Raw genomic sequence first — 22,313 nt, forward strand, 5'->3', positions numbered from 1 at the left:
TGGCGCTGGACTAAACAAAGGCCCCCTTTTAGGGGGCTCACACAAAGCCACCTTCTTTAGAAGGTGGTAATTTACTTCTATATGCTCTGAAACGCTGGGCACCAAAGTCCGAGAAACTTCCATCGCGTGCTACCAACAAAACAAAGAAAGGCTCTTGTTGAAAGAGCCTTGTTCAGGAAGTGTCGAGAGATCTTGGCAAGTTTAATGCAGAACTTCACTGCTGAATCTTAGATATCTACAGTCGTTCATCAGTTCTTTAAACGCCTTTCGGTCCAGCTTAATCAGAGTTTCATGATCGCCAGCTTCAAGGTAGACATGTTCCAAGTTTGCTAGTCTTTCATCGCAAACTGTCGACATGTGGTAAGGGCTACCAATCGGTGGAATAGCGCCGTGTTCACAATCGGTGAAGAGTCGGTAAACCATACGCTCTTTCACCAAGTGGAAGGTGGCATTAAATTCGTCGTTTAATCGCGACAAACTGATTTTGTTGTTGGCAGGTAAGACCGCCATCATATGACGCCCTTCATGATCCTCTAGAATCACACCTTTTGCGATATTCATTAAAGGCACACCTGCTGCAACACCACTTTGTAGCGAGCTATGACTGTGGCTGTGATTCACGGTTTGAAAGTGAATGTTATGCTCAGTCAAATATTCATCTAATCGGGTTGCAATCGTCATATAGCCTCCACGTGTATGAGACCCATAAAAAGTATAGGTTAGTCGGGCGACAATCGCGCATTTTACTCGGCGACACTGACGCTCTTTACGCTCCTGTTCTACGCTTATTGCAAGCCAGCGAGAAAGCATGGTTAACAATAATAAATAGGGGGCAACATGAGCAAGCCAATCATCGCTGATAACAAGCCGATCAAAGTAGAGTTGAAAGCTGGGCAAGAATATTACTTCTGCCGATGTGGGCGTTCTAAAAATCAACCTTACTGCGATGGGGCTCATTCGGGAACCGGCTTAAAGCCAATGAGCTTTAGTGCGGAAAAAGACGAAGATGCCTATCTCTGCCAATGTAAGCATACCGCCAATGCTCCTTTTTGTGATGGTACACACAAGCGATTTACCGCAGAGCAAGTCGGTAAAGAGGGACCGGAACAAAAGCGAGAGAAAAGAGACAAACCAACGGCGTCTGCTACTCAAGAAGAACCAACCCTCGAGTTTATCCACCAATTAGCGAGAGAAGGACTCTCTAAACTCGGTCATCATGGTCCGATGGCTGCAATGGGGGTTCCTAGGCATTTGCTACCACATTGGGATGCTATACAAATCATGATGGCGCAAATGGCGACACAACCGTTGTTGGAAGACGTTCCTGTGTCTACCGAGTTGATTGTGGGACCAAACGCGCGTAAGCCGCTCAGACTCGCCATTCCTTTGTTGGTGTCGGACATGAGTTTTGGCGCACTTTCTGAAGAGGCGAAAATTGCACTAGCAAAAGGTGCAGAGTTGGCAGGGACTGGGATTTGCTCTGGTGAGGGTGGCATGTTACCGGAAGAACAAGCCGCTAATTCACGGTATTTCTATGAGCTTGCTAGTGCTCAATTTGGCTACGACGAATCTAAGCTTCTTAATGTTCAGGCGTTTCACTTTAAAGGTGGGCAAGGAGCAAAAACGGGCACGGGTGGTCATCTGCCTGCAAATAAAAATGTAGGTAAGATCTCTCAGGTGAGAGGCATCCCCGAGGGACAACCAGCGATATCACCACCAACGTTCAAAGATCTTCACACTACTCACGATTTCAGAAAGTTTGCTGACAGAGTTCGTGGCATCACAGGCGGCATTCCAATTGGATTTAAACTCAGTGCCAACCATATTGAGCAAGACATTCAGTTTGCGCTTGATGCTGGGGCTGATTACATCATCTTAGATGGTCGCGGTGGTGGCACGGGTGCGGCGCCAACTATGTTCCGTGACCATATTAGTGTGCCCACCATTCCTGCGTTAGCTCGTGCACGTAAGTACTTAGATGAAAAAGGTGCAAGTGACCGCGTCACATTAATCATCACCGGTGGGTTGCGAGTTCCTACGGATTTTGTCAAAGCGTTGGCACTTGGAGCAGACGGAGTGGCGATAGCAAACAGTGCGATGCAATCGATCGGTTGTGTCGCCGCTCGCATCTGCAACACCAATAATTGCCCGGCAGGCATTGCGACACAAAATGCCGATTTGAGGCAGCGTCTCGACGTTGAAAAGTCATCCCAGCAACTGAAAAATTTCTTCGAATCCTCGGTCGAGCTCATGCAAGTTATGGCAAGGGCGTGTGGTCATCACGCTCTGAGTGAATTTAGTCATCATGATTTAGCGACCTGGGATCACAACATGGCGAGGCTGTCTGGGATTAAGTATTCAGGTATGGACTTAAACTGATCTCTATCCATATTTTCTACATATAGGTACATGTTTGATAACAATTATTTATTCGCTGAAATGTTTGAAATTTTGACTTGGCGTTAACTAAAAAAACAGTGTATGAACTACGCTGTTTGAGGTGGATATTCGATTTATTGAATAACAAAGAGTGGTTACCACAACCACGACACGAAGGAGCATTATATGAGCAAAGCAAACGGCGGTTCGGTAGGTAAATGTCCAGTTATGCATGGTGGGCAAACATCTACAGATAAGTCGGTGATGGATTGGTGGCCGAATGCCTTGAACTTAGACATCCTGCATCAACACGACTCCAAAACCAACCCATTTGGTCAGGACTTTAATTACAAAGAAGAACTGAAAAAGCTAGATGTCGAAGCACTTAAAAAAGATTTAAAAGATTTAATGACTGATAGCCAAGACTGGTGGCCTGCCGACTGGGGACACTACGGTGGTTTAATGATCCGAATGGCATGGCATGCAGCGGGCAGTTATCGTATTGCGGATGGCCGTGGCGGTGCTGCTACAGGCAACCAACGCTTTGCTCCTCTCAACTCTTGGCCAGATAACGCCAACCTGGATAAGGCTCGACGCCTTTTATGGCCAATCAAGAAAAAATATGGCAACAAACTAAGTTGGGCAGACCTGATTGTCCTTGCCGGTAACATGGCGTACGAATCCATGGGCTTTAAGACCTTTGGCTTTGCGTTTGGACGAGAGGACATCTGGCACCCAGAAAAAGACACTTACTGGGGCTCTGAGCAAGAATGGTTAGCCACAAGTGACGCTGATAACAGCCGCTACTCTGGTGAGCGAGATTTAGAAAACCCGCTTGCTGCGGTAATGATGGGTCTTATCTATGTGAACCCTGAAGGGGTAGACGGTAACCCAGATCCTCTCAAAACAGCACATGACATGCGAGTGACCTTTGCGCGAATGGCAATGAACGATGAAGAAACCGTCGCGCTCACAGCTGGTGGTCACACGGTGGGTAAGTGTCATGGTAATGGTGATGCCGCAAACCTTGGCCCAGAGCCCGAAGCAGCAGACGTTCATGAGCAAGGTCTTGGCTGGATTAACCACAAAACACGTGGTATTGGCCGTGACACGGTAACGAGTGGCATTGAAGGTGCTTGGACAACGCACCCTACACAATGGGACTACGGATACTTCCACCTACTATTTAAGTATGACTGGGAACTGAAAAAGAGCCCAGCTGGCGCATGGCAATGGGAGCCAATCGACATTGAAGAACAAGACAAGCCTGTCGATGTTGAAGACGGTTCTAAGCGCTACAATCCAATCATGACCGACGCCGATATGGCGCTCAAAATGGACCCTGAATATCGTAAGATTGCAGAAAAGTTCCAAAATGACCCTGCGTACTTTGATGACGTTTTTGCTCGTGCCTGGTTTAAGTTGACACACCGCGATCTAGGACCAAAATCATGTTATTTCGGCCCTGATGTGCCAAGCGAAGATCTTATTTGGCAAGACCCAACGCCCGCAGGTAAGACAGACTACGATGTTGATTTAGTAAAAACAAAAATCGAAGCAAGTGGCCTATCCATTAGTGAGTTAGTAAGTACGGCGTGGGATAGTGCGCGTACTTACCGTGGCTCTGACCGCCGAGGCGGTGCAAATGGCGCGAGAATTCGCTTGGCTCCGCAAAAAGATTGGCAAGGGAACGAACCTGAACGTCTAAGACGTGTTCTTGCGGTGTTAGAAAAAATAGCAGCAGAAGAGGGCTGTAGTGTTGCAGATGCTATCGTGCTTGCTGGTAACGTAGGTATTGAACTGGCTGCGCGTGCCGCAGGTCATGATGTTTCCGTACCATTCGCGCCAGGCCGAGGTGATGCCACCCAAGAGATGACGGATGTGGAATCGTTCGAAGTACTTGAGCCTGTTGCTGACGGTTTCCGAAATTGGTTGAAGAAAGACTACGCGGTTAAGCCAGAAGAGCTTTTATTAGATCGTGCTCAGCTTATGGGGCTAACTGCGCCAGAAATGACGGTACTTATCGGTGGTATGCGCGTTCTAGGCAGTAACTACGGCGGTGGAAAAGAGGGCGTATTTACTGACCGAGTAGGCACTTTGTCGAATGATTTCTTCGTGAACCTTACTGACATGGCATATACGTGGAAACCAGTGAGTGCTAATCAATATGAAATCCGTGATCGTAAAACCGACGCTGTTAAGTGGACGGCTACTCGAGTGGACCTTGTCTTTGGTTCAAACTCGATCCTGCGTTCGTATGCGGAAGTGTATGCGCAAGATGATAATCAGGAAAAATTCATCCATGACTTCATCGCCGCATGGACGAAAGTCATGAACGCGGATCGTTTTGACTTGCAATAAGTGAAACGATGCCCGTCAGTAGATGGGTTGATGAATAAGTAAGAGAGGCGGGCGAAAAGCTCGCCTTTTTCTTTACCTATCTTTTTACTTTGATTGAAAGTTAAGCTCATTTGAACCATAATAACTGGACCATATGAACCATAGGAGCTTGATATGGCAACTGCAGCATTAAAAAGCTTCAAACCGAAACAACCTCATAAAGCCAATTTCTGGTTTATGTTGGGTATTGAAGACGCTGAAACAGGTCGCACTGATGCGGTTCACAAAGGCTTTGAGCCAAAGGTGTATCGCAATATTGTTGAGCGTGTGAAGCTTTCTCAGAGTGAGTTTCAAAACGTCACATTGATACCTGTCAGCACGATCAAGCGTCGTCTAAAAAACGATGAACGCTTCAATACGCAAGAAAGTGATGCAATCTATCGATTAGCGATGTTATTGAAACTCGCGACAGAACTGTTTGACGACGAAGAGCGCGCGTTAAAATGGATGAGAGAGAATGTGTACGGCTTAGGTGGAAAACGTCCACTTGATATGGTCTCGACCACGGTGGATTTTGAAATCGTAAAAGATTTGATCGGCCGTTTAGAGCACGGGGTATTCTCGTAATATGAAGCTCTATCGTCTCACACAAAAGAAATTTGCTGACACGCCATTCAGCCCCGTTGGCGCAAAGTTATTTGGAGGGCGATGGAACTCAAAAGGAACCGAAGCCCTCTACTTCTCTGAATCGGAATCCCTTTGCTCGTTGGAAGTATTTGTTCACGTAAACAACGATCCTGCTATCACCAAACTTTACGATTTATATCGTATTGAAATGCCAGAATACCTCATCGCCACCTTAGATGAAGAAGATCTCCCTGTGACGTGGCGAGCAATACCGGCGAGCGAGTCTACGCAGTACATTGGCGATCAGTTTCTCAATGATCCTCATCCAGAGTTTGCCGCGCTGCAAGTGCCTTCAACGATTTCACCTCGTGATAAAAACTACGTGGTGAATCCAAATCATCCCAAAATGAAAGAGATCATCAAGAAAGCCGAAAAGCTCGATTTCGCGTTTGATCCGCGCATTTTCAAATAGACGCCTAGCTTTGTCTTGCTTTAAAGCATTCAGCGCTTACCTGAGATAAGCGCTGAAGCATAAAAGTTTATTTCCTTGGTTATTGTCGGTCGTAAGTGAACTGTTGCGCTTCATTTGTAGTGTTGAGGTAATGCCCAAGCACCAACTCAGCACCTTTGTAAGATAAATGGCTGTCATCCGTATACATCGCATTGTTTGCTCCAACTCTCATTCGACATACGCCATTTCTGCAAATGGCATCGGTCAAGTCGACAAACTCAACGTGCTCAAATTGCTCAAAGTAGTTCACTAACTTCGCCACGTTTTGAGGGTGATGTTGTTTGGGAGAAAAGTCACAGGCAGACTCTTCTGTCTCGCCAAACAAACGCGCTTTCCAAAGGCATTCTCCTACCGCAAACGGTGCAGAAGGGGTTGGACCGAGAACGACCACTTCCTTTCCTTTCAGTTCATTCAATAATTTGGTTAATGATGCTTCATAATCGGCTTGTGAAAGCTCTTTATTGAAATTAGAAGAGATAACAACGCGACGAATGGAAGGGGTACTTAGAATGGTATCGACAGCCTCATTGAAGAACTGTCGGCAAGAAATTGAGCCAGCAGCTTCTAGGATGTCGACATAACCGACCGCACAGGAATCTTGAGTAAGTTGCACCACGCCAGTTGGTGTTACTTCAGATAGACGCTTCACGTAAACCATGCTGTGACTATTGCCTAACACAGCGATGGCGGGCTGCGGCGCAGACGAGCACACATCGTTAACGTTGGTGTTGCCGTTGCAATCTAAACCATAACCGTTGTTAACGCGCATGGCCTCGAAAAATGCGCTTCTTTCTGGAAAACCACCGTTTTGATGACCGATAACGCCGAGCGTTAGCAAGGGCAACGTCAACAACACAATAACCGCGGACACAGTGCGCATGCTCATGGCTTTTCGGCTACGGAACGGCTTTTCAATAAAGCGCCAAGTGAAGTAAGACAGTACAAAAAGAGCGATAACGTAAAGCGGGATATTGACGTCTTGTGTTGTGTCCAACACGTAGCGGTAAAAGACAAATAATGGAATGTGCCACAAGTATAAGCTGTAGCTGATTAAGCCGACGAACACGACCCACTTTAGGCTCAGTAATCTACCGCAGACATTGTCTTTAGAGGCAAACAAAATCACCAACGCGCTACCGATGACCGGCACCAGCAGCGTAATGCCCGCGCCATCTTGCGATTTTTCAAACAAAAGCGCGGAAGCCAATATCAAAACGATGCCAATGGTTGCTAGAGTATCGTTAGATTGAACTTGGACTTTTCTCATCACTAATGCGAGTAATGAACCGGTTGCCAGCTCCCAAGCGCGAGAGAAGATCATGTAAAAAGCGAAATCAGGATCGTTGCTCGCGTAGACAATAGTCATCAAACTCAGCGCAAATACCACGATGAAAAAAGTCAAGTAAAACGCGTTTTTGCCACGAGCGAGTAGCATGAGTAGCAAAGGAATGACAATGTAGTATTGTTCTTCAACGCCCAAGCTCCATGTGTGGAACAGCGGGTTGGCTTGATCTTCTAAACCGAAGTAATTGTGGCCTTTTAGATACAGAAGAATGTTGGATGAAGAAAGAATAGAAGACACTGCGAACTGACCAACGTCTTTGTGTGCTTGCGGCAAAAATAGCCACCAAGACATCAAATAGCTGACGGCGATGACCACCAGTAAGAGGGGGAGTATGCGACGAATGCGTCGCTCATAAAAATCACCAAGGCTGAACTTCTGGTTTTCTAAGTCGTTAATCACGATGGCAGTGATCAAATAGCCGCTGATCACAAAGAACACGTCGACGCCAATAAAGCCACCAGCGAATTGCTCAACTCCTGCATGAAACAAAATCACCAACGTGACAGCAATCGCCCTTAATCCGTCTACTTCTGCTCTGTAAGTCATATAGTGTTGCTCCAACATTCCGTTTAATGAAGTAGAGCAAAATATGAACCAGAAATAATGTTTATTTAAATCAGTGCCTTAAAGTGATTGTCAAAATGAAAATGCTAGGTGGGTTAACGAATTCCCAAATTGAATTTCAATATGGAAACCCCATAAAGAATGATCTTAAGAAGCGCTAAATCAAAGAACGTAAAGCGCGAGGAACTTAGACTTCATTGAAAATGATTACGCTAAAGAAACGATGACAGAGAATACGATTCAGGAAAAAATTGCCAGCTTTACTTGTATCGAAGAGGCTTTGGATTACTTCGACATCGAGTTTGATAGCCGATTTATCGAAAACAACCGAACCGAGTTGGTTAAGAGGTTTAACGGCTACTTAATCCTCACTAAACCGGATGATTGGTTTTCAGGTCGTCGTGCTTTAAAGAATGCTTACTGTAAAGTACAACGCAGTTTGCTCAGTAAAACGACGCGCTCTGCGTGTCGAGGTTGTACATCTTGTCAAAGACGTTAATTCTGGTGGCTTGCCTAAAAAGAACCCTGCATCTTGGCGTTACAGGGGGAAGAGCAAGGTTCTTTTGGTTTCGCTATTGGTTTATCGCGAGTTGCGAATCAGCTTTACGTAGATGAATTAACCCGCGTGGTACGCAGGGTAGTCCACTAAGCCTTTTTCACCGCCGCCGAACAATGTGGCAGGGTCATGTTCTGCCAGCGGATAGCCATGCTTGATGCGGCTTGGTAAGTCTGGGTTTGCAACAAACGGACGGCCAAAGCCAATCATGTCGGCTAAACCACTTTCAATCGCGTGTTGCGCCTTTTCTGCGTTGTAACGACCGGCATAGATCAGTGTGCCTTTATACGCCTCACGAACTGCGGTTTTAAAGTCGTGCGGAGTGTCTGGCGCGTCGTCCCAATCCACTTCTGCAATGTGAATGTAAACCACATTGAGTTTATCAAGCAGCGCTGCAGCGGCGGTGTAGGTTTCGACTGGCGTACTATCAACGGTGCCATTTAACGAAGTGAATGGTGCAAGACGAACACCAACACGCTCTGCGCCAATAGCTTGCGTCATCGCCTCTACCACTTCACCAAGAAAACGCAGACGGTTTTCAATGGAACCACCGTATTCATCGGTGCGATTATTCGCTTCAGAATCGATAAACTGGTTAACCAAGTAGCCATTCGCTGCATGAAGCTCGATACCATCGAATCCGGCTTCTATCGCGTTTAGTGCGGCTTGGCGGTACTCTTCAATAACGTTCTTGATGTCTTGTTTGGTCATTTCACGTGGCTCAACCACGTCGACAAAACCCGGTTCGTCTGTGCCGTTATCGACAAATACTTTCACGTTTTCTGCTTTTAGCGCAGAAGAAGAAATAGGTTGCTCACCGCCAATGTTATCAGGGTGAGTCACACGACCAACGTGCCATAATTGCGCGAAGATAACGCCGCCTTTCTCGTGCACTGCATCAGTTACTTTTTTCCAGCCAGCAATTTGCTCTGGGCTGTAAATGCCTGGTGTCCATGCATAGCCTTGACCCATTGGCGAAATTTGTGTGCCTTCAGCAACGATTAGGCCCGCTTCAGCACGTTGAGCATAGTAGGTCGCCATCATGTCGTTAGCGATATTACCTGGTTGAGAAGCACGAGAGCGCGTCATCGGAGGCATAACGATACGGTTTTTTAATGAGAGAGAGCCAAGTTGAATGGGTTGAAATAATGCGTCTGTCATAGGAAACCTCGTTATTTTTGAGTTTGGATGAGTTCGATTTGGTAACCATCGGGATCTTTAATGAACGCGATGTGAGTTTCTCCGCCTTTCATTGGACCTGGCTCGCGAGTAACGTTGCCACCAAGCGCTTTAATTTTTTCGCAAGCGGCGTAAATATCTTCAGACCCCAGTGCCATGTGTCCGAATGCGTTACCCAAGTCGTAACTGTCGGTATCCCAGTTATAAGTTAGCTCGATGGTCGCGCCATCTGGTTGATCAGGGTTACCAACAAACACCAGTGAGTAACGGTATTCTTGGTTTTCAAAACGATCCAAAACACTCATTCCCAGAACTTTTGTATAAAATTCGATAGATTTGTCTAGGTCAGCTACACGGATCATCGTGTGGAGAAACTTCATAAGTCGCCTTTTCATAACGTTGCGTAATCACTATGCAAACCATATCGCCACTCTAAATAAACTGGAAATTATCGTTAATTATTAAAATGATTATTTAGTGTTATGAAAAGCGAGGTTGCTGGCCCTGCAACATGCAAACAAAGATTACTCGCCGTTTCTTTTTAATTGTTGGCATATGCTAATTACTCTTTTGAGAAACCGAGTAACTATCATGTCCACAAACAGCTATTGTCATTACACTCACGAATCTCATCATCAATGTGCGGTTTGTTCTTCAATTAATGTGAATCCGAACTCTTTGGCCGTGAACTACCAATACCTAGCCGATGGTTCTGTTGTCGGAGAGTTTCACGTTTTACCGCGTCATCAAGGTTACACAGACCTGTTGCATGGTGGTATTGCCAGTTCGCTTCTCGATGGTGCAATGACGCATTGTTTGTTATCTAGAGACATTCAAGCCCTTACGGCGCAGTTGGATGTGCGCTACCATGCACCTATTCAGTTAAATGATCGAGTCACGATTACCGCACTCTGTGAAGGTGAACGACGCGGTATATATCAACTGGTGGCTCAATTGCGGGTCGAAAGCGAAGTTAGAGTGACGGCTAAAGGGAAGTTTATTCGTCCTAAAAAGGCATAAATAAAAACGTGTTCTACGGAGAGGCAATGAAGAAATTTGATGAGCTGTATGCAATTGCGACGAGAAAATCTCAATATGACCAAACCAATACTTGGTTTAAAGGCGTAGAGACTTATCTGGAGGCCATTGGCAAAGAAGTTGATGAAGTCCGCGAAGAGATTCGCGAGGATCGCCTTTGTCATTTGGAAGACGAGTTAGGCGATGTGTTGTGGAACTACCTTAACGTATTAAAAGCGCTGGAAAGAGAAAAGGGTATAGATCCTGAGAAAGTACTCGAAAGAGCCTGCACTAAATACGAGCAGCGTGTATCTGCGATTGAATCGGGACGCAGTTGGGATGAGATAAAACAGCAGCAGAAACAAGCCTTGAACGCGGAACATGAAGCCGCGCAGTTAGAAGATGTAAAGAGCCAATAACTGCGCTTGGTATTGAAAGGATAGGTTAATAGGGAATACCTAGTCAGCCCTTGGAGCTGTTGACCAACAGTAGGTCACAAGGTGGTTGGTCAAGTAACGTGTCTACAGTGCTGCCAGACCAAAATTGGGATGACATGCTTCGTTTACATGCACCCATAATCAAAATCGCTGCTTGTGATTGCTTAACTGCTTTTGGTAACGCCGTTTCAGGGTTTCCTTCCGGTAATAGTAATGGAACTCGCGTTAACTTTTGCGCAGTAATAAAATCTGTAATGCCTGCTTTTTGATTGCTTAATATCTCTGCACGATAGCGAGAGAGGTATGGCGCGACGTATCGGCAGTAAACGAGCGTCATTTTCCCGCTTAAGGTTTGTTCTAATTTTGAGCCTCGCGAGACGATGGCTTTATCTACTATCGACTTTTCATCCCCTCGATGAAGTGGGTCGATTGCACAAAGCATGTTGGCGTGAGAAGGCCATGAACGCTCACTCAGTAGCAACAAGTCGCAATCTTGTTGTGCTAGTTCTGTGAGCATCGTTTGAATCTCGTGTTTGTTAAAGTGTCCCACGAGCAGTAAGTCAGTGTGGTCAACAAGTCGTTTCGCAACTTGCTCAACCCAATGGCTCCCTTTGAAATGCTCGTAAGAGAGCGTTGGTGTTTCAAGCTCTTCTTCTTCACAAAGTTCGACAACTAATGCGTTGAACTTTAAGGTCCAAGCTTCAAACTCAGCTTGTCTTTTTTTTATATGGTCAGAGTTGAAACTGAGAAAATGAGCGAATGCGTGATCTTCACTTCGGCGATGGTCTTCCACTAAAACCACAATAGGCTGAGCCAACGCTGTCGAAAATTGAATCACTTTACGAAGCACCTTACGACTTGGTAAGGCGGCCTGCTGAGTCAGAAAAAATACAGGTGCCATTGATTACTCCATTATCAAACAAGGCGAATGAGCCTGACACACATTCAAGTCTATACCATGAACTGATGCAGAGGCGTTTTGTTTCTGCGAGCGAAATATAAATTCCGCAATTAAGTCAACTATCGCCTAGAATTTTAACATCAAGAATTCATGCCTTCGGATAGCACATATCGTCAATGCGGCGAATGTGGTAGTGAAAGCTATAGGTAAAAGTAATGATAGATTCCAACCAATTGCAAATTAACCGCAAAGTGCCACATTTGCTTGCTGAGATCATTAAAGCGATAGAATCGACCGAAGACTTGAGCTTTTTGAAAGACTATCAAGAAGCACAGATTGCGAACATTTTGGAATCGGTCAACATTGCTTACCGTAAACGTGTCATAGAAGCAGTGCCGCCTGAGAAGTATTGGACGGTATTAAATTTGCTCCGATACGACACCGCCAAGCACATTCATCAATCACTCAATAAAGACTTACAACATGAACGCTTGACGTACATAACGGATTCAGAACTGATCATCTTTGCGGACTTTCTACCGACCGAATTTGTAGATGAATACCTTATTGATCAAAGTGAAGAGTCTGTCGCGCATATCCAACAAGCATTGTCGTATGAAGACAACAAAGTTGGACGTTATGCCGAGCCTCACTTTCTGGTCGCAAACCCTAAAAACAGCGTAGGAGGCATCAAAACCGAGCTGCTAAAACGCGGGCAAAGTCCAGTGCGGTTGATTATTGTGCGTGATGCAAGTGGTGTGATTGGTACGATAGAGCCGCAAACCCTGTTGCTGCACGAGAATCATATCAAACTTACCGACTTGACCGTAGTTACGCCAATTCTAGAAGATATTCAAACGATTCAAAGCGTCAGCAAACAAGTCTCGATTGATGGTGGAGCACATTGGTTTCCTATCATGGCTGGTGGCAAAATTATGGGCGTCTTGTCGATGGCGACCATTGCGATTACGTTGCGCGAACTCAGCCTGCAAGCCGTAGTGGCAGAAAACGTACGAAGCGAAGAAGATTTGTTCACACCATTAAGCGTGGCGACAAGGCTAAGAGCACTTTGGTTGGTGATTAACTTGCTGACCGCTTTCGTAGCCTCCGCCATCATTGGGCTTTTTGATAATGTGGTCGAGCAGGTCGTTGCGCTTGCGATCTTAATGCCTGTCGTGGCGAGCATGGGCGGCATCGCGGGTAGCCAAACCTTAGCGGTGGCCATTCGAGGTATCGCACTAAACCACTTGCACCAAAGTAACTTGAAGCTATTGGTGAATAAGGAATTAAAAATCGCCACCATTAATGGTTTAATTATGGGATTGGTGATCGCGGGTGTCGTTTATATGGTGTTTGATTCTTGGCCATTGGCACTTATTATTTGCTGTGCCATTTTCCTCAATAGTTTGGCGGCCGCGGCATCGGGTACGTTGATACCATTCACGTTGAAGAAGTTTAACATTGACCCCGCCGTGGCTGGCTCGGTAGTATTGACGACCGTTACCGATGTCGTCGGTTTCTTTGCGTTCTTAGGCTTAGGTGCCATTTTCTTGATATAGATATCCAATTGACGCGTTAACCAGCAGAACCAATCGCACCATTTCCCAACCCAGTATTTTGGGCGAGCTTGCTTCGCTCAGCATTCCTCCGTTTTCCATAACCGATGAACACGTCGTTTCGGTTCTTACTTTGTAAATCTCTTCACTGCTCAGTTCTATTCCCCAAATTTCCCACTACCGATCCTCGCTTAACGTTAGCGTGCCAAATTCCAATTTCAAACGCCAGATGATGCCCATTTTCTTGGCTGTACACGCATTACTTCACTCAAACAAAAAATAAGGAAAAGATTTTGAACAAACTCATTGTATTCACTGGTGGTCCCGGTGCAGGAAAAACCTCGGTTATCGAACAACTAAAAACACAAGGCTTTATCTGCGCGCCAGAAACCGGCCGTCAAATAATACAAACGCAGGTTGCCAATCACGGTTCAGCATTACCTTGGAATGACAAACAAGCTTTTCGAGACGAAATGATGAAGGCAGAAGTGAGCAATTACCGAGCTTTCAATGTCCACCAAGGGAATGTGTTTTTTGATCGCAGTATTGTGGACGTATATGGCTACAGTAAGTTGGAACAACTGCCAATCTCGCATGAGCTCATCACGCATTGCCAGACGCTTCGTTATCATTCTCAAGTATTCATTTTTCCACCTTGGGCATCGATATTCAGCAACGACGAAGAGCGAAAGCAAGATTTTTCTGAAGCGGTGGCTACGTATCAACAGATGGCCAGCGCTTATCACAAATTTGGTTATCAATTGATCGAAGTGCCCAAAATGAGTAGCGTTTATTCGCGGCTCAATCATCGAGTAAGGCTGAAAGATGATTGATGCAAACAAATGCGTAAGGCGATTGTGACCACGACGACAATATGCGTAAAGGGAGTTATTTATACTGGATAAAATTCAATAACTTAATTGAGTGTTATGTCTTTTAAATATCTTACCTTATTGCTCGCAACGACGAGCATGAGCAGCTTTGCTGATGTAGGCCTGCCTTCGGGGGATGATTGGTTAAACCATGTGACGAATGGCCTAGCCCCATATTGGATGATGGAAAGCGCGCATGGACAACCTGCGGGGAATTTTCCGACTTTTCGTTGTGATAACGGTGTCATTCTCGACCCACAAAAGCCGTGTGAAGAATTAAACAAAGGGTGGATTAGCCCGCACTTCGATCGCGAATACACCCGCATGAAATCGCGCCAAACTTACGCTTATGGCGTACTTTTTCATCTTACGGGTGACAAGCAAGCATTAGAGTTGGCAAAGAAAGGGGCTTATTACCTGATTGATCATCTACAAGATGAGAAAAACGGCGGCTTCGTGAGCTTTACGCGTAGTGGAAAACCGGGGATGGAGTGGCAACAACGAACTTCTCAAGACCAAGCTTACGCCTTGGTGGGGTTGGCGATGTACTACTACTTAACGCAAGATCCAAAGGTCGAACAAGCGCTTATCGACCAGCAAGCGTTTATATTTAAACAATACCGACGAAGCGATGATCGCGGTCTGGCTTGGGTTTTGAAAGACGGTGATGGGGAAAGTGCGAAGCAGCAAGAGTTAGTCGCTCAACTTGACCAAATTAATGGCTACCTGTTGTTAACGGCGCCACTTTTACCAGAACCAGCGCAAGCCAAGTGGAAACAAGATCTGGAGTGGCTGACGCAAGTGATGATAGATAACTACCATTCCGTCAAAGAGCAGCGCTTTTATGGCGCGATACACCACAAAGCGGTAATGATGCCAAATGCGAAACACAATGATTTTGGACACACCATCAAGGCGTATTGGATGACGTATCTGACAGGTCAGTTGTTGGAAAATTCAAAGTGGACAGAGTTTGGTTTCAAAGGAATGAAACACACGCTTAAGCAAGCGCAATACCAGCAAAACTTTGAGCAAGTCAAAGCGCTTTTCTCACCAGAATGGCAGAGTAAATGGACGCAAGAGAGCATTCCTGCTTGGCAATCAAGACCATACAAGCACTATAGCTCGTCTTGGGAATGGGCAGAGCTCGATCAAGCGGCAATGACAGTTTCTCTTGTCGATGGTTCGATGAAAGAAACGCTTCAATACACGTTACCCACTTTTATGGACGTATGGGTGGATCATCAATATGGAGGAGTCGGTCTGAGTCCTAAGTCAACCAAAGCGTTCCATTGGGGAAATGGTTACCACCAGTTTGAACATGCGTTGGTCGGGTATTTGTACGCGCAACAAATGGCAAAACAGCCCGCCAAGCTTTACTACGCGCGACTAGCCGAGAGTAAAATGCCACTTAATCCATATTACTTTAGCGCAGACGTAAAATCGTTGTCGTCACAAAGTGATGGAGTCACCATCGCGACATTCACCAATATTCGACCTTAGGTTGGTCGATGGTGATGTGTTAGTTAAAGTCCGCGTAAAAGCCAATAAAGTCCTCCGATAGCAAGGATGACTATTAGCTATCTAGGTCTGTCACTAGATAAGCTTCAAGCAGTAATTGTGTAGGTAATGATCCCTGGGCACTTATAAAAAGCCGTCAGAACCAACTGGTTTTGACGGCTTTTTATTCTATGACAGGTAGAGGCTTCAATTTTCAGCGCTATAGGTCCATGAAAACTTAAGTGAGATTCCAATCACGTCGCATGATCTCACTAGTGTCATTGGAAATAAATGAATTGTTTCTGATACATAGAACGTATTAACATGGTTGCACTGGGTCCATATGAGTAAACTTATTGAATATACAATTTGAGAGAGAGGGTTTAGTTATTAAAAATAACAGTTAGTTGGAATCTAGGTTAAATGAAAATAAAACTATTTAAAAAGCTACAAGTTGTATTTCTTGTGGTGTTGTTTCTCTAGGTTGTCCAAGCGGAAGCATGATCTAAAACGCTTATTTTATTCAAATAAATGGAAAGAAATGAAAGTGGAATTAAAAAATAACTATTCAGAATCAGAAATAAACCAGCCACCATCGGTACTTCTTGTTACGTCTCTGTTGTGTCTGGCGTCCGTTTGTTGGGCTGCATTGCTGTTGGCCATTGAATATATTGTTGGGATAGAAATGAGTGGTACAGGCTTTCTTAGCACGTTAATCCCAGCCATGAGTGTTGGTTATTACTTCGGCTACAAGACTGGAGATGTAATGCCATCAAAAACAAGATGGTATGCTGTTTTACTGTGGACTTTAGCAAGTTTGGTAGTGTTCTCTCTTATCTTAATGTCGTTAGATATTTCTCCGTTTTATTTATTATCTGAGCTCGGTGGGGTAAGTATTTTTATTGCTATCATAATGCTAATAACGATTGGCATCGCCTACTTAATTTTAAAAAGTGGTGAGAAAATGGCGATTAGAGTGTTACTCAAAGCCAAGGAAAGTCAGTAGATAAAATACAACAAACGATTCAATTAGGATCATGACAAGACGCCAGCCATAATGTGCTGGCGTTTTAGTTTCCTGTTTGTAGGATTTTTTGTTTAAAAGGCAAACCCATTTATTGTGTTGTCGTTTGAGTTAATGGTTTATGCCTTGTGCGCAAGATAGCTTAGCAGGTTTATGTATCGAGAAACGTGTGTATAATTCGCCACGAATTACGATTTATAGATATGAAAGGTAAGTATGGCAGTCCTCGAAATTCTCTCCATTCCAGATCCAAGGCTTAAAGTAAAAGCAGAAAAAGTCACTGATGTATCGACAGTACAAACGCTGATAGACGATATGCTAGAAACACTTTACGCAACGGGCAATGGTATCGGTTTAGCTTCAACCCAAGTAGGCAGAAAAGAGGCGGTTGTTGTCATCGATATCTCTGACGAACGCAATGATCCTTTAATCTTGGTTAACCCAGAAGTGGTGAGCGGAGAAAACAAAGCACTTGGTCAAGAGGGATGCCTCTCTGTTCCTGAGTACTACGCAGATGTAGAGCGTTACACGTCAGTTGTTGTTTCTGCACTAGACCGTGATGGCAACCCGATTACAATCGAGAGCGATGAGTTCTTGGCGATTGTGATGCAGCACGAAATTGATCACCTATCTGGTAACTTGTTCATTGATTACCTTTCACCGTTAAAGCAAAAAATGGCGATGAAAAAAGTGAAGAAGTACGTAAAAGCGAAAGCTAAGTAATATGAAAGGAAGTAACTCACAACCGCGAGTTACTTCCTTGTAAGTCAAGAATAGGACGGTAGGGAGAGCGGTTTATCTCTGCTTTTGGGGGACATAACGCTTTACGACCTTCATAAGCTTCTGAAATGAAGAACAGTCCATATGTGACTCATGAGGGCAGGTGGCAACATGGTTTAGGCTGTCTCGCACCGCTTTCAAACGTTTTATTTGCTCATCAATCTCAAGTGCCTTTTTCGTTAGTAAGTCACGATCGATATATGGCTTTGAAACTTCTGATTGATTCAACATTTCTGCCATTTCGTTAAGCGATATTCCAGCGATACGCCCCAAACTAATTAAATTGAGTGTATTGAGTACCTCTGGTGAATATTGGCGTCTCAATCCATTCCTTCCTATCGAGCGAATTAACCCCAGATGTTCGTAATACCTGAGCGTTGAAGTCGGCAATCCTGATTTTCTAACCACTTCTGCAATATCCATATTATTCCCCATTGACTTCAAGTTGGCTTTAAGTTGTAGCATGCAACTAAGACCTTAACAAATCAAAAACTTGAGGAGAGAAAAATGCTGCTTTTAATGGGATTGCAAGCGGTGCTAATAGGGATTGGTGCCACTTTGATAATGGATTTATGGGCATGGTTACAAAGGAGAGTGTTTGGTATTCCTTCATTAAACTATGCGTTGGTTGCGCGCTGGGTTTTGTACATGCCCCAAGGAAAGCTTATGCATGCGCCAATTATGGCGTCAGAGGCGATGCCGGGAGAAAAGTCACTTGGCTGGTTTTTGCATTATGCCATCGGAGTTACTTTCGCTTTGGCTCACGTTACTGTTTTTGGTCATCATTGGTTGGTAGATCCCAGTCTAATGCCCAGCTTAATTACAGGCGTGGTAACGTTGATCTTCCCATTTTTGGTCATTCAACCTTGTCTAGGATTTGGTTTTGCTGCGAGTAAAACCCCAACACCTTGGAAAGCCCGTTTTCTTAGCACATTGGCGCATTTGGGTTATGGTTTGGGTTTATTCATAGCCGGGTTTGCAATCAAAGTTACGAGCCAGTATTTTGCATAGATAAAATGAGCATCATGCAAACGAGTGGTTTTTATCTATGATGCTCAACTCTTGGTTGTTTTTTGCGCTTTGATCATAGTTGACCGATATGTCTAAAGTCTGTTGCATTTATCCAAGACGTAAAGTCGGCGGACATTTAACATTGCCTTAACGTCAGAATGGCAAGCGGTTTACCAAGAAAAACTAAAATTATCTGGTTTGACATAAAGAATATTAAGGGTTTCAGATGGCTTCAAAAGTGGCAGGGATATCAATACTGAGTTTATTGGCAGCGCCAGTTGCGATGGGAGAAACAGCCAGTGCTTATGATTTATGTTTGCTAGACAAAATAAAGCAAAGCAAAGATGAAGAAACCATAAAGAGCATTCGCGCGCAGTGTGAGCTTGACACAGTAACCAGCACAGTGCCCGCTGATCCAGAAATTGAAGAGCCTGAAGAACTTCAGGAAAGTTTGGTCGACAAGCGTTTGGAATCAGAACGAGAAAACGCGTTCGAACCGTTTAGTCTGGTCGCGCATCGCGTTAACTATATTCTTCCGTTTACATACAGTGATCGTGTAAATAAACGCGCGTATGCCGACACCAAATACGGCGATGAACTGCGTAAGGAAGAGGCGGAGTTCCAAATCAGTTTTAAAGTACCAATGAACTATGATGACTTGTTGTTTGATGGCGATGGTCTGTTTTTTGGAATGACTCTTAAATCATTTTGGCAGGTATACACGGGTGCAGCATCTCGTCCATTCCGTGAAACCAATTATCGTCCAGAGCTTTTTTACTACACCCCAACAGACTGGAAACCACTTGATGGTTCGACTTGGTTAGGTTTTGGTATTGAACATGAGTCTAACGGTCAGAGACAGGAGCTATCGCGCAGTTGGAACCGTGTCTATGCCAACTTAACCTTTGCAAAAGACAATTTTGCGGTTTCTATCCAGCCTTGGTGGCGTATACCTGAAGATGAAAAGACATCGCCTAATGATCCCAAAGGTGATGATAACCCGAATATCGAAGACTATATGGGACACTTTGAGCTATCGAGTGCTTACAAGTGGAATGGTTACGAGTTTACCTTTTTAGGTCGCCAGAACTTTCAAACACATAAGGGTTTTGCAGAACTGGGTGTGTCATTTCCGATTTGGGGCAAAGTTCAGGGGTACGCACAATACTCAGCGGGTTATGGTAAGAGCTTGATCGACTATGATCATAATCAGCAGCGGATTGGTGTTGGTATTGCAATCAACGGTGTTTTGTAGTTTTTCGTAGATGGATAGAAATTAACACTGGCAATTGAAATTTCAATATTTAGAATGCGAGGCTGAAATTGATTTCTAACCTAGAGTGATTTTATGCTTCGTGATTACACCTTCGATTGTCTTGTAACTATGCCTCGCCATGAGCTGGAAGAGTTTAGTGCTCGTATGATCAGTAAAATGGTGCCAGAAGACGTGATGAATGAGTTGTTCACTTTTGATCAAGAAGAAGTGGATAGTGAAGATCGCATGTTGTCTGCACGTCTTGATGCAATGCTACGCATGACAGCAATCGCACTGAGTGAAATTCAACAAGCGTTTGATGACTCAGACAACGCAAAGCAAAATAGCGAGCGAATGACGAGATTGGTGCTTTGGCATTTCTACGCGATCTCATTCCGTTTGGAAGAGGCCATCACGCTAGAAACACACTGTGCTCTAGTGGAAAAACTAATCGAAAATGCACCTTCGGATGTTTTTGCGTGGGTAAAAACATTGACGGAGCTGCTACACACTTACGCTGAAATCAACGCGAAAGAGAATCCTCAAGACTAAACGCCTGCCGTTTATCGTTCAGTAAATTAGAAACAAGGCGAGCCATTTGGTTCGCCTTGTTTTTTCGCGTCAGATAAACCTTCGGGTTTGAAATACCAAACAAGCCTAGACTCAGATTTGTTCGTTCACTAGCGAACGGCGTGATTCCTTCTTACACTAAATCAAAGTGTTTGTTGCTAAACAAGCAAATGCATGACTAAGTCGTGTATTGTTTTCCACTTAAATGCGGATAATTTATGTCGAAGAACCTTCTGGTTTTTAAATTGGAACCGACTATTGAGCGTGTACGCTTTCCAGCTGAGCTTCATCTATCTAAAGGAAGTGAACGATGGATCCGTTAACGCAAGGTTTATTGGGTGCAGCTTTGCCACTGGCCGTGAGCAACAAGCGAAACCTTGCAGTTGTTGGCGTGTTGGGCGTGGTCTCTGGGATGGCTCCGGATTTAGATGTGCTCATCCGTTCTTCAACTGATCCTTTGCTGTATTTGGAATACCATCGCCAATTTACTCACTCGCTCTTGTTTATCCCGTTTGGTAGTTTCATTTGTGCTTTGGTGTTGTATCCATTGTTCGCAAAAAAGCGAGGACTAAGCTTCCGGCAGAGTTGGTTTTACTGCGCGCTTGGTTATAGTACCCATGCGTTATTAGACGCATGCACCAGTTATGGAACACAGCTTCTATGGCCGATAAGCAACACGCGTTATGCTTGGAACACTATTTCGGTAATCGACCCCGCGTTCACACTCCCTATTTTAATATTGCTTTTGTTTGTTGCACTGAAGCGAAGCCCAAACTATGCCCGCATTGCATTTTTATGGTGCCTGGCTTACCTAAGTCTTGGAACGATACAACGAGATAGAGCAGAAGTAGCTGGTTGGGAAATCGTCAAAGAGCGACAACACAACGCTATACAATTAAAAGCCAAACCAAGTTTCAGCAATCTTTTGGTTTGGAAACTAATTTATGAAACGGAAGAGAGCTACTATGTAGATGCCGTAAGGGTGGGGCGTTCAATAAAAATTTACCCTGGCGAATCAACTCCAAAGTTAAATATAAAAGAGCAATTTCCGTGGCTAAACCCGCAATCGCAACAAGCAAGAGACATCGAACGTTTCCGTTGGTTTTCAAACGGTTTTGTAGCGACGGATCCGAATAATGAAATGCGAATTGTTGATATGCGTTATTCCATCGTACCAAACCAAATTAATGCGTTATGGGGCATTAATCTATCCCCAAAAGCCAGCGCAGACGCGCACGTTGAATACACTGCTCATCGAGGAAGTACTGCAGAAGATCGCCAAGTTTTTTTCAACATGCTTACGGATTTTGAGTGATGGTTTTACTTTGGATTTCGATGCGGTTTCGTAATAACTATTACGCAGACTGAAAGTCCTTTACTAGGGTCGGCTTGCTAGCGAAGAAAATCTTGCCAAACAGGGACTTGTACTTCCAGCCAAGAGACAAAAGCCGTTTAGCTAAGTTCTTGTTTTCAATGATTGCAACCTCAACACCTTGGTAGTGGTAAGGATTGCTTTTGATGTAGTCGATAAATGCAGTAAGCACGCCTTGCCCGCGAACGGAGGGTGCAAAGTTGACTGCTACAATAGAAAAGCGTTGGCTACCTGCTGGGCAACGGACTAAACAGTGCCCAAGAGGATGAGTAATAGTCTCAGAAAATTCAGGAAAAGGGCGAGACTCAAGCTCTTGAGAAAGCGCATCGTATCGCTGACATAGATAAGAAAATAGTTGTTTCGCTTCGCTGTTCATATCGGTGCCGCTTTTGTGTTGCTTGGTTTGAAAGCATTGATGTCTCAAACATTGTAACCATAGATAGCAACACAAAACGCGGTAAACTTTTTCAGTAATGATTTCCTATTTTTGAAACCTTAATTGTTACAAATGAAGTTG

Annotated in this window: 23 protein-coding genes; 16 read left to right on the forward strand and 7 right to left on the reverse strand. The window is 44.6% G+C overall.

Annotated features, from left to right (window positions below):
* Nucleotides 1-201: 201 nt before the first annotated feature.
* Complete coding sequence (locus R7Z49_RS21575) at nt 202-681, reverse strand: aminoacyl-tRNA deacylase (protein WP_005376501.1); 480 nt, start codon at nt 679-681, stop codon at nt 202-204.
* 156 nt (nt 682-837) lie between these two features.
* Here R7Z49_RS21575 and R7Z49_RS21580 point away from each other — a divergent pair, with 156 nt between their 5' ends.
* The 4 genes from R7Z49_RS21580 to R7Z49_RS21595 all read left to right on the forward strand — a co-directional run bounded on the left by R7Z49_RS21580 (nt 838) and on the right by R7Z49_RS21595 (nt 5,818).
* Nucleotides 838-2,379 carry a glutamate synthase-related protein gene (locus R7Z49_RS21580; protein ID WP_047101447.1) on the forward strand — a complete coding sequence of 514 codons (1,542 nt, stop codon included), beginning with the start codon at nt 838-840 and terminating at the stop codon, nt 2,377-2,379.
* A gap of 186 nt (nt 2,380-2,565) precedes the next feature.
* A complete protein-coding gene (katG, locus tag R7Z49_RS21585; RefSeq protein ID WP_017820988.1) occupies nt 2,566-4,740 on the forward strand; it encodes a catalase/peroxidase HPI in 2,175 nt (724 codons plus the stop codon).
* A gap of 153 nt (nt 4,741-4,893) precedes the next feature.
* Entirely contained in the window at nt 4,894-5,346 is a 453-nt protein-coding gene (locus R7Z49_RS21590) for an antitoxin Xre/MbcA/ParS toxin-binding domain-containing protein (protein ID WP_017820987.1), read from the forward strand.
* Between the two features lies 1 nt (nt 5,347).
* On the forward strand, nt 5,348-5,818 hold the full coding sequence (locus tag R7Z49_RS21595; protein WP_005376497.1) for an RES family NAD+ phosphorylase: 471 nt from the start codon (nt 5,348-5,350) through the stop codon (nt 5,816-5,818).
* A 79-nt stretch (nt 5,819-5,897) separates the two neighbouring features.
* On the opposite strand, the gene R7Z49_RS21600 is transcribed toward R7Z49_RS21595, so the two are convergent.
* Complete coding sequence (locus R7Z49_RS21600) at nt 5,898-7,748, reverse strand: acyltransferase family protein (protein WP_186585356.1); 1,851 nt, start codon at nt 7,746-7,748, stop codon at nt 5,898-5,900.
* A 241-nt stretch (nt 7,749-7,989) separates the two neighbouring features.
* Between R7Z49_RS21600 and R7Z49_RS21605 the strand changes: the two genes are divergently transcribed.
* Nucleotides 7,990-8,265 (forward strand): nitrogenase-stabilizing/protective protein NifW, encoded by a 276-nt coding sequence (locus tag R7Z49_RS21605; RefSeq protein ID WP_104980619.1) that lies wholly within the window; start codon nt 7,990-7,992, stop codon nt 8,263-8,265.
* 117 nt (nt 8,266-8,382) lie between these two features.
* Here the strand turns inward: R7Z49_RS21605 and R7Z49_RS21610 are convergent, their stop codons facing one another.
* Together R7Z49_RS21610 and gloA are read right to left on the reverse strand one after the other, a co-directional pair.
* Nucleotides 8,383-9,483, reverse strand: a complete 1,101-nt coding sequence (locus R7Z49_RS21610) for an alkene reductase (RefSeq protein WP_054866340.1) — start codon at nt 9,481-9,483, stop codon at nt 8,383-8,385.
* Nucleotides 9,484-9,494: 11 nt separating this feature from the next.
* Nucleotides 9,495-9,881: a lactoylglutathione lyase gene (gloA, locus tag R7Z49_RS21615; RefSeq protein WP_005376490.1), complete on the reverse strand. Its 387-nt coding sequence runs from the start codon at nt 9,879-9,881 to the stop codon at nt 9,495-9,497.
* A 211-nt stretch (nt 9,882-10,092) separates the two neighbouring features.
* On the opposite strand from gloA, the gene R7Z49_RS21620 reads away from it, so the two are divergent.
* Nucleotides 10,093-10,521 carry a PaaI family thioesterase gene (locus R7Z49_RS21620; protein ID WP_186585354.1) on the forward strand — a complete coding sequence of 143 codons (429 nt, stop codon included), beginning with the start codon at nt 10,093-10,095 and terminating at the stop codon, nt 10,519-10,521.
* Nucleotides 10,522-10,547: 26 nt separating this feature from the next.
* Nucleotides 10,548-10,937, forward strand: a complete 390-nt coding sequence (locus tag R7Z49_RS21625) for a MazG nucleotide pyrophosphohydrolase domain-containing protein (RefSeq protein WP_047101463.1) — start codon at nt 10,548-10,550, stop codon at nt 10,935-10,937.
* A gap of 43 nt (nt 10,938-10,980) precedes the next feature.
* Here R7Z49_RS21625 and R7Z49_RS21630 read toward each other — a convergent pair whose 3' ends face one another.
* A complete protein-coding gene (locus tag R7Z49_RS21630; protein WP_186585353.1) occupies nt 10,981-11,856 on the reverse strand; it encodes a universal stress protein in 876 nt (291 codons plus the stop codon).
* A gap of 215 nt (nt 11,857-12,071) precedes the next feature.
* Here R7Z49_RS21630 and R7Z49_RS21635 point away from each other — a divergent pair, with 215 nt between their 5' ends.
* From R7Z49_RS21635 to def, 5 genes are all read left to right on the forward strand, one after another.
* Nucleotides 12,072-13,415: a magnesium transporter gene (locus tag R7Z49_RS21635; protein ID WP_186585352.1), complete on the forward strand. Its 1,344-nt coding sequence runs from the start codon at nt 12,072-12,074 to the stop codon at nt 13,413-13,415.
* Between the two features lie 290 nt (nt 13,416-13,705).
* The gene (locus tag R7Z49_RS21640; protein WP_411913026.1) at nt 13,706-14,245 is read left to right on the forward strand and encodes an AAA family ATPase; all 540 of its coding nucleotides are present in this window, start codon (nt 13,706-13,708) and stop codon (nt 14,243-14,245) included.
* A 96-nt stretch (nt 14,246-14,341) separates the two neighbouring features.
* Nucleotides 14,342-15,787, forward strand: a complete 1,446-nt coding sequence (locus R7Z49_RS21645; RefSeq protein WP_186585350.1) for an AGE family epimerase/isomerase — start codon at nt 14,342-14,344, stop codon at nt 15,785-15,787.
* 538 nt (nt 15,788-16,325) lie between these two features.
* Complete coding sequence (locus tag R7Z49_RS21650) at nt 16,326-16,790, forward strand: ABZJ_00895 family protein (RefSeq protein ID WP_017635325.1); 465 nt, start codon at nt 16,326-16,328, stop codon at nt 16,788-16,790.
* 234 nt (nt 16,791-17,024) lie between these two features.
* Nucleotides 17,025-17,531 (forward strand): peptide deformylase, encoded by a 507-nt coding sequence (gene def, locus R7Z49_RS21655; RefSeq protein ID WP_017635324.1) that lies wholly within the window; start codon nt 17,025-17,027, stop codon nt 17,529-17,531.
* A gap of 72 nt (nt 17,532-17,603) precedes the next feature.
* Here def and R7Z49_RS21660 read toward each other — a convergent pair whose 3' ends face one another.
* Nucleotides 17,604-18,011: a helix-turn-helix domain-containing protein gene (locus R7Z49_RS21660; protein WP_213867686.1), complete on the reverse strand. Its 408-nt coding sequence runs from the start codon at nt 18,009-18,011 to the stop codon at nt 17,604-17,606.
* 84 nt (nt 18,012-18,095) lie between these two features.
* Between R7Z49_RS21660 and R7Z49_RS21665 the strand changes: the two genes are divergently transcribed.
* The 4 genes from R7Z49_RS21665 (at nt 18,096) to R7Z49_RS21680 (ending at nt 21,739) form a co-directional block, all read left to right on the forward strand.
* Nucleotides 18,096-18,599 (forward strand): DUF2938 domain-containing protein, encoded by a 504-nt coding sequence (locus tag R7Z49_RS21665; RefSeq protein ID WP_238843165.1) that lies wholly within the window; start codon nt 18,096-18,098, stop codon nt 18,597-18,599.
* Nucleotides 18,600-18,825: 226 nt separating this feature from the next.
* Complete coding sequence (locus tag R7Z49_RS21670; RefSeq protein ID WP_005388758.1) at nt 18,826-19,854, forward strand: phospholipase A; 1,029 nt, start codon at nt 18,826-18,828, stop codon at nt 19,852-19,854.
* Between the two features lie 93 nt (nt 19,855-19,947).
* Nucleotides 19,948-20,406: a hypothetical protein gene (locus R7Z49_RS21675; protein WP_005388759.1), complete on the forward strand. Its 459-nt coding sequence runs from the start codon at nt 19,948-19,950 to the stop codon at nt 20,404-20,406.
* Between the two features lie 328 nt (nt 20,407-20,734).
* Nucleotides 20,735-21,739 (forward strand): metal-dependent hydrolase, encoded by a 1,005-nt coding sequence (locus R7Z49_RS21680; protein ID WP_005388760.1) that lies wholly within the window; start codon nt 20,735-20,737, stop codon nt 21,737-21,739.
* A gap of 40 nt (nt 21,740-21,779) precedes the next feature.
* Here R7Z49_RS21680 and R7Z49_RS21685 read toward each other — a convergent pair whose 3' ends face one another.
* Complete coding sequence (locus tag R7Z49_RS21685) at nt 21,780-22,172, reverse strand: hypothetical protein (protein ID WP_005376463.1); 393 nt, start codon at nt 22,170-22,172, stop codon at nt 21,780-21,782.
* Between the last annotated feature and the right edge of the window lie 141 nt (nt 22,173-22,313).

Source organism: Vibrio sp. 1562 (assembly GCF_033340155.1).
In the GTDB taxonomy this organism is placed as follows: Bacteria; Pseudomonadota; Gammaproteobacteria; order Enterobacterales; family Vibrionaceae; genus Vibrio; species Vibrio alginolyticus.

Bases quoted from the DNA above. Each gene is read 5' to 3' on its own strand.
- R7Z49_RS21575 (WP_005376501.1), bottom strand. From the start codon at position 681: ATGACGATTGCAACCCGATTAGATGAATATTTGACTGAGCATAACATT.
- R7Z49_RS21580 (WP_047101447.1), top strand. From the start codon at position 838: ATGAGCAAGCCAATCATCGCTGATAACAAGCCGATCAAAGTAGAGTTG.
- katG (WP_017820988.1), top strand. From the start codon at position 2,566: ATGAGCAAAGCAAACGGCGGTTCGGTAGGTAAATGTCCAGTTATGCAT.
- R7Z49_RS21590 (WP_017820987.1), top strand. From the start codon at position 4,894: ATGGCAACTGCAGCATTAAAAAGCTTCAAACCGAAACAACCTCATAAA.
- R7Z49_RS21595 (WP_005376497.1), top strand. From the start codon at position 5,348: ATGAAGCTCTATCGTCTCACACAAAAGAAATTTGCTGACACGCCATTC.
- R7Z49_RS21600 (WP_186585356.1), bottom strand. From the start codon at position 7,748: ATGACTTACAGAGCAGAAGTAGACGGATTAAGGGCGATTGCTGTCACG.
- R7Z49_RS21605 (WP_104980619.1), top strand. From the start codon at position 7,990: ATGACAGAGAATACGATTCAGGAAAAAATTGCCAGCTTTACTTGTATC.
- R7Z49_RS21610 (WP_054866340.1), bottom strand. From the start codon at position 9,483: ATGACAGACGCATTATTTCAACCCATTCAACTTGGCTCTCTCTCATTA.
- gloA (WP_005376490.1), bottom strand. From the start codon at position 9,881: ATGAAGTTTCTCCACACGATGATCCGTGTAGCTGACCTAGACAAATCT.
- R7Z49_RS21620 (WP_186585354.1), top strand. From the start codon at position 10,093: ATGTCCACAAACAGCTATTGTCATTACACTCACGAATCTCATCATCAA.
- R7Z49_RS21625 (WP_047101463.1), top strand. From the start codon at position 10,548: ATGAAGAAATTTGATGAGCTGTATGCAATTGCGACGAGAAAATCTCAA.
- R7Z49_RS21630 (WP_186585353.1), bottom strand. From the start codon at position 11,856: ATGGCACCTGTATTTTTTCTGACTCAGCAGGCCGCCTTACCAAGTCGT.
- R7Z49_RS21635 (WP_186585352.1), top strand. From the start codon at position 12,072: ATGATAGATTCCAACCAATTGCAAATTAACCGCAAAGTGCCACATTTG.
- R7Z49_RS21645 (WP_186585350.1), top strand. From the start codon at position 14,342: ATGTCTTTTAAATATCTTACCTTATTGCTCGCAACGACGAGCATGAGC.
- R7Z49_RS21650 (WP_017635325.1), top strand. From the start codon at position 16,326: ATGAAAGTGGAATTAAAAAATAACTATTCAGAATCAGAAATAAACCAG.
- def (WP_017635324.1), top strand. From the start codon at position 17,025: ATGGCAGTCCTCGAAATTCTCTCCATTCCAGATCCAAGGCTTAAAGTA.
- R7Z49_RS21660 (WP_213867686.1), bottom strand. From the start codon at position 18,011: ATGGATATTGCAGAAGTGGTTAGAAAATCAGGATTGCCGACTTCAACG.
- R7Z49_RS21665 (WP_238843165.1), top strand. From the start codon at position 18,096: ATGCTGCTTTTAATGGGATTGCAAGCGGTGCTAATAGGGATTGGTGCC.
- R7Z49_RS21670 (WP_005388758.1), top strand. From the start codon at position 18,826: ATGGCTTCAAAAGTGGCAGGGATATCAATACTGAGTTTATTGGCAGCG.
- R7Z49_RS21675 (WP_005388759.1), top strand. From the start codon at position 19,948: ATGCTTCGTGATTACACCTTCGATTGTCTTGTAACTATGCCTCGCCAT.
- R7Z49_RS21680 (WP_005388760.1), top strand. From the start codon at position 20,735: ATGGATCCGTTAACGCAAGGTTTATTGGGTGCAGCTTTGCCACTGGCC.
- R7Z49_RS21685 (WP_005376463.1), bottom strand. From the start codon at position 22,172: ATGAACAGCGAAGCGAAACAACTATTTTCTTATCTATGTCAGCGATAC.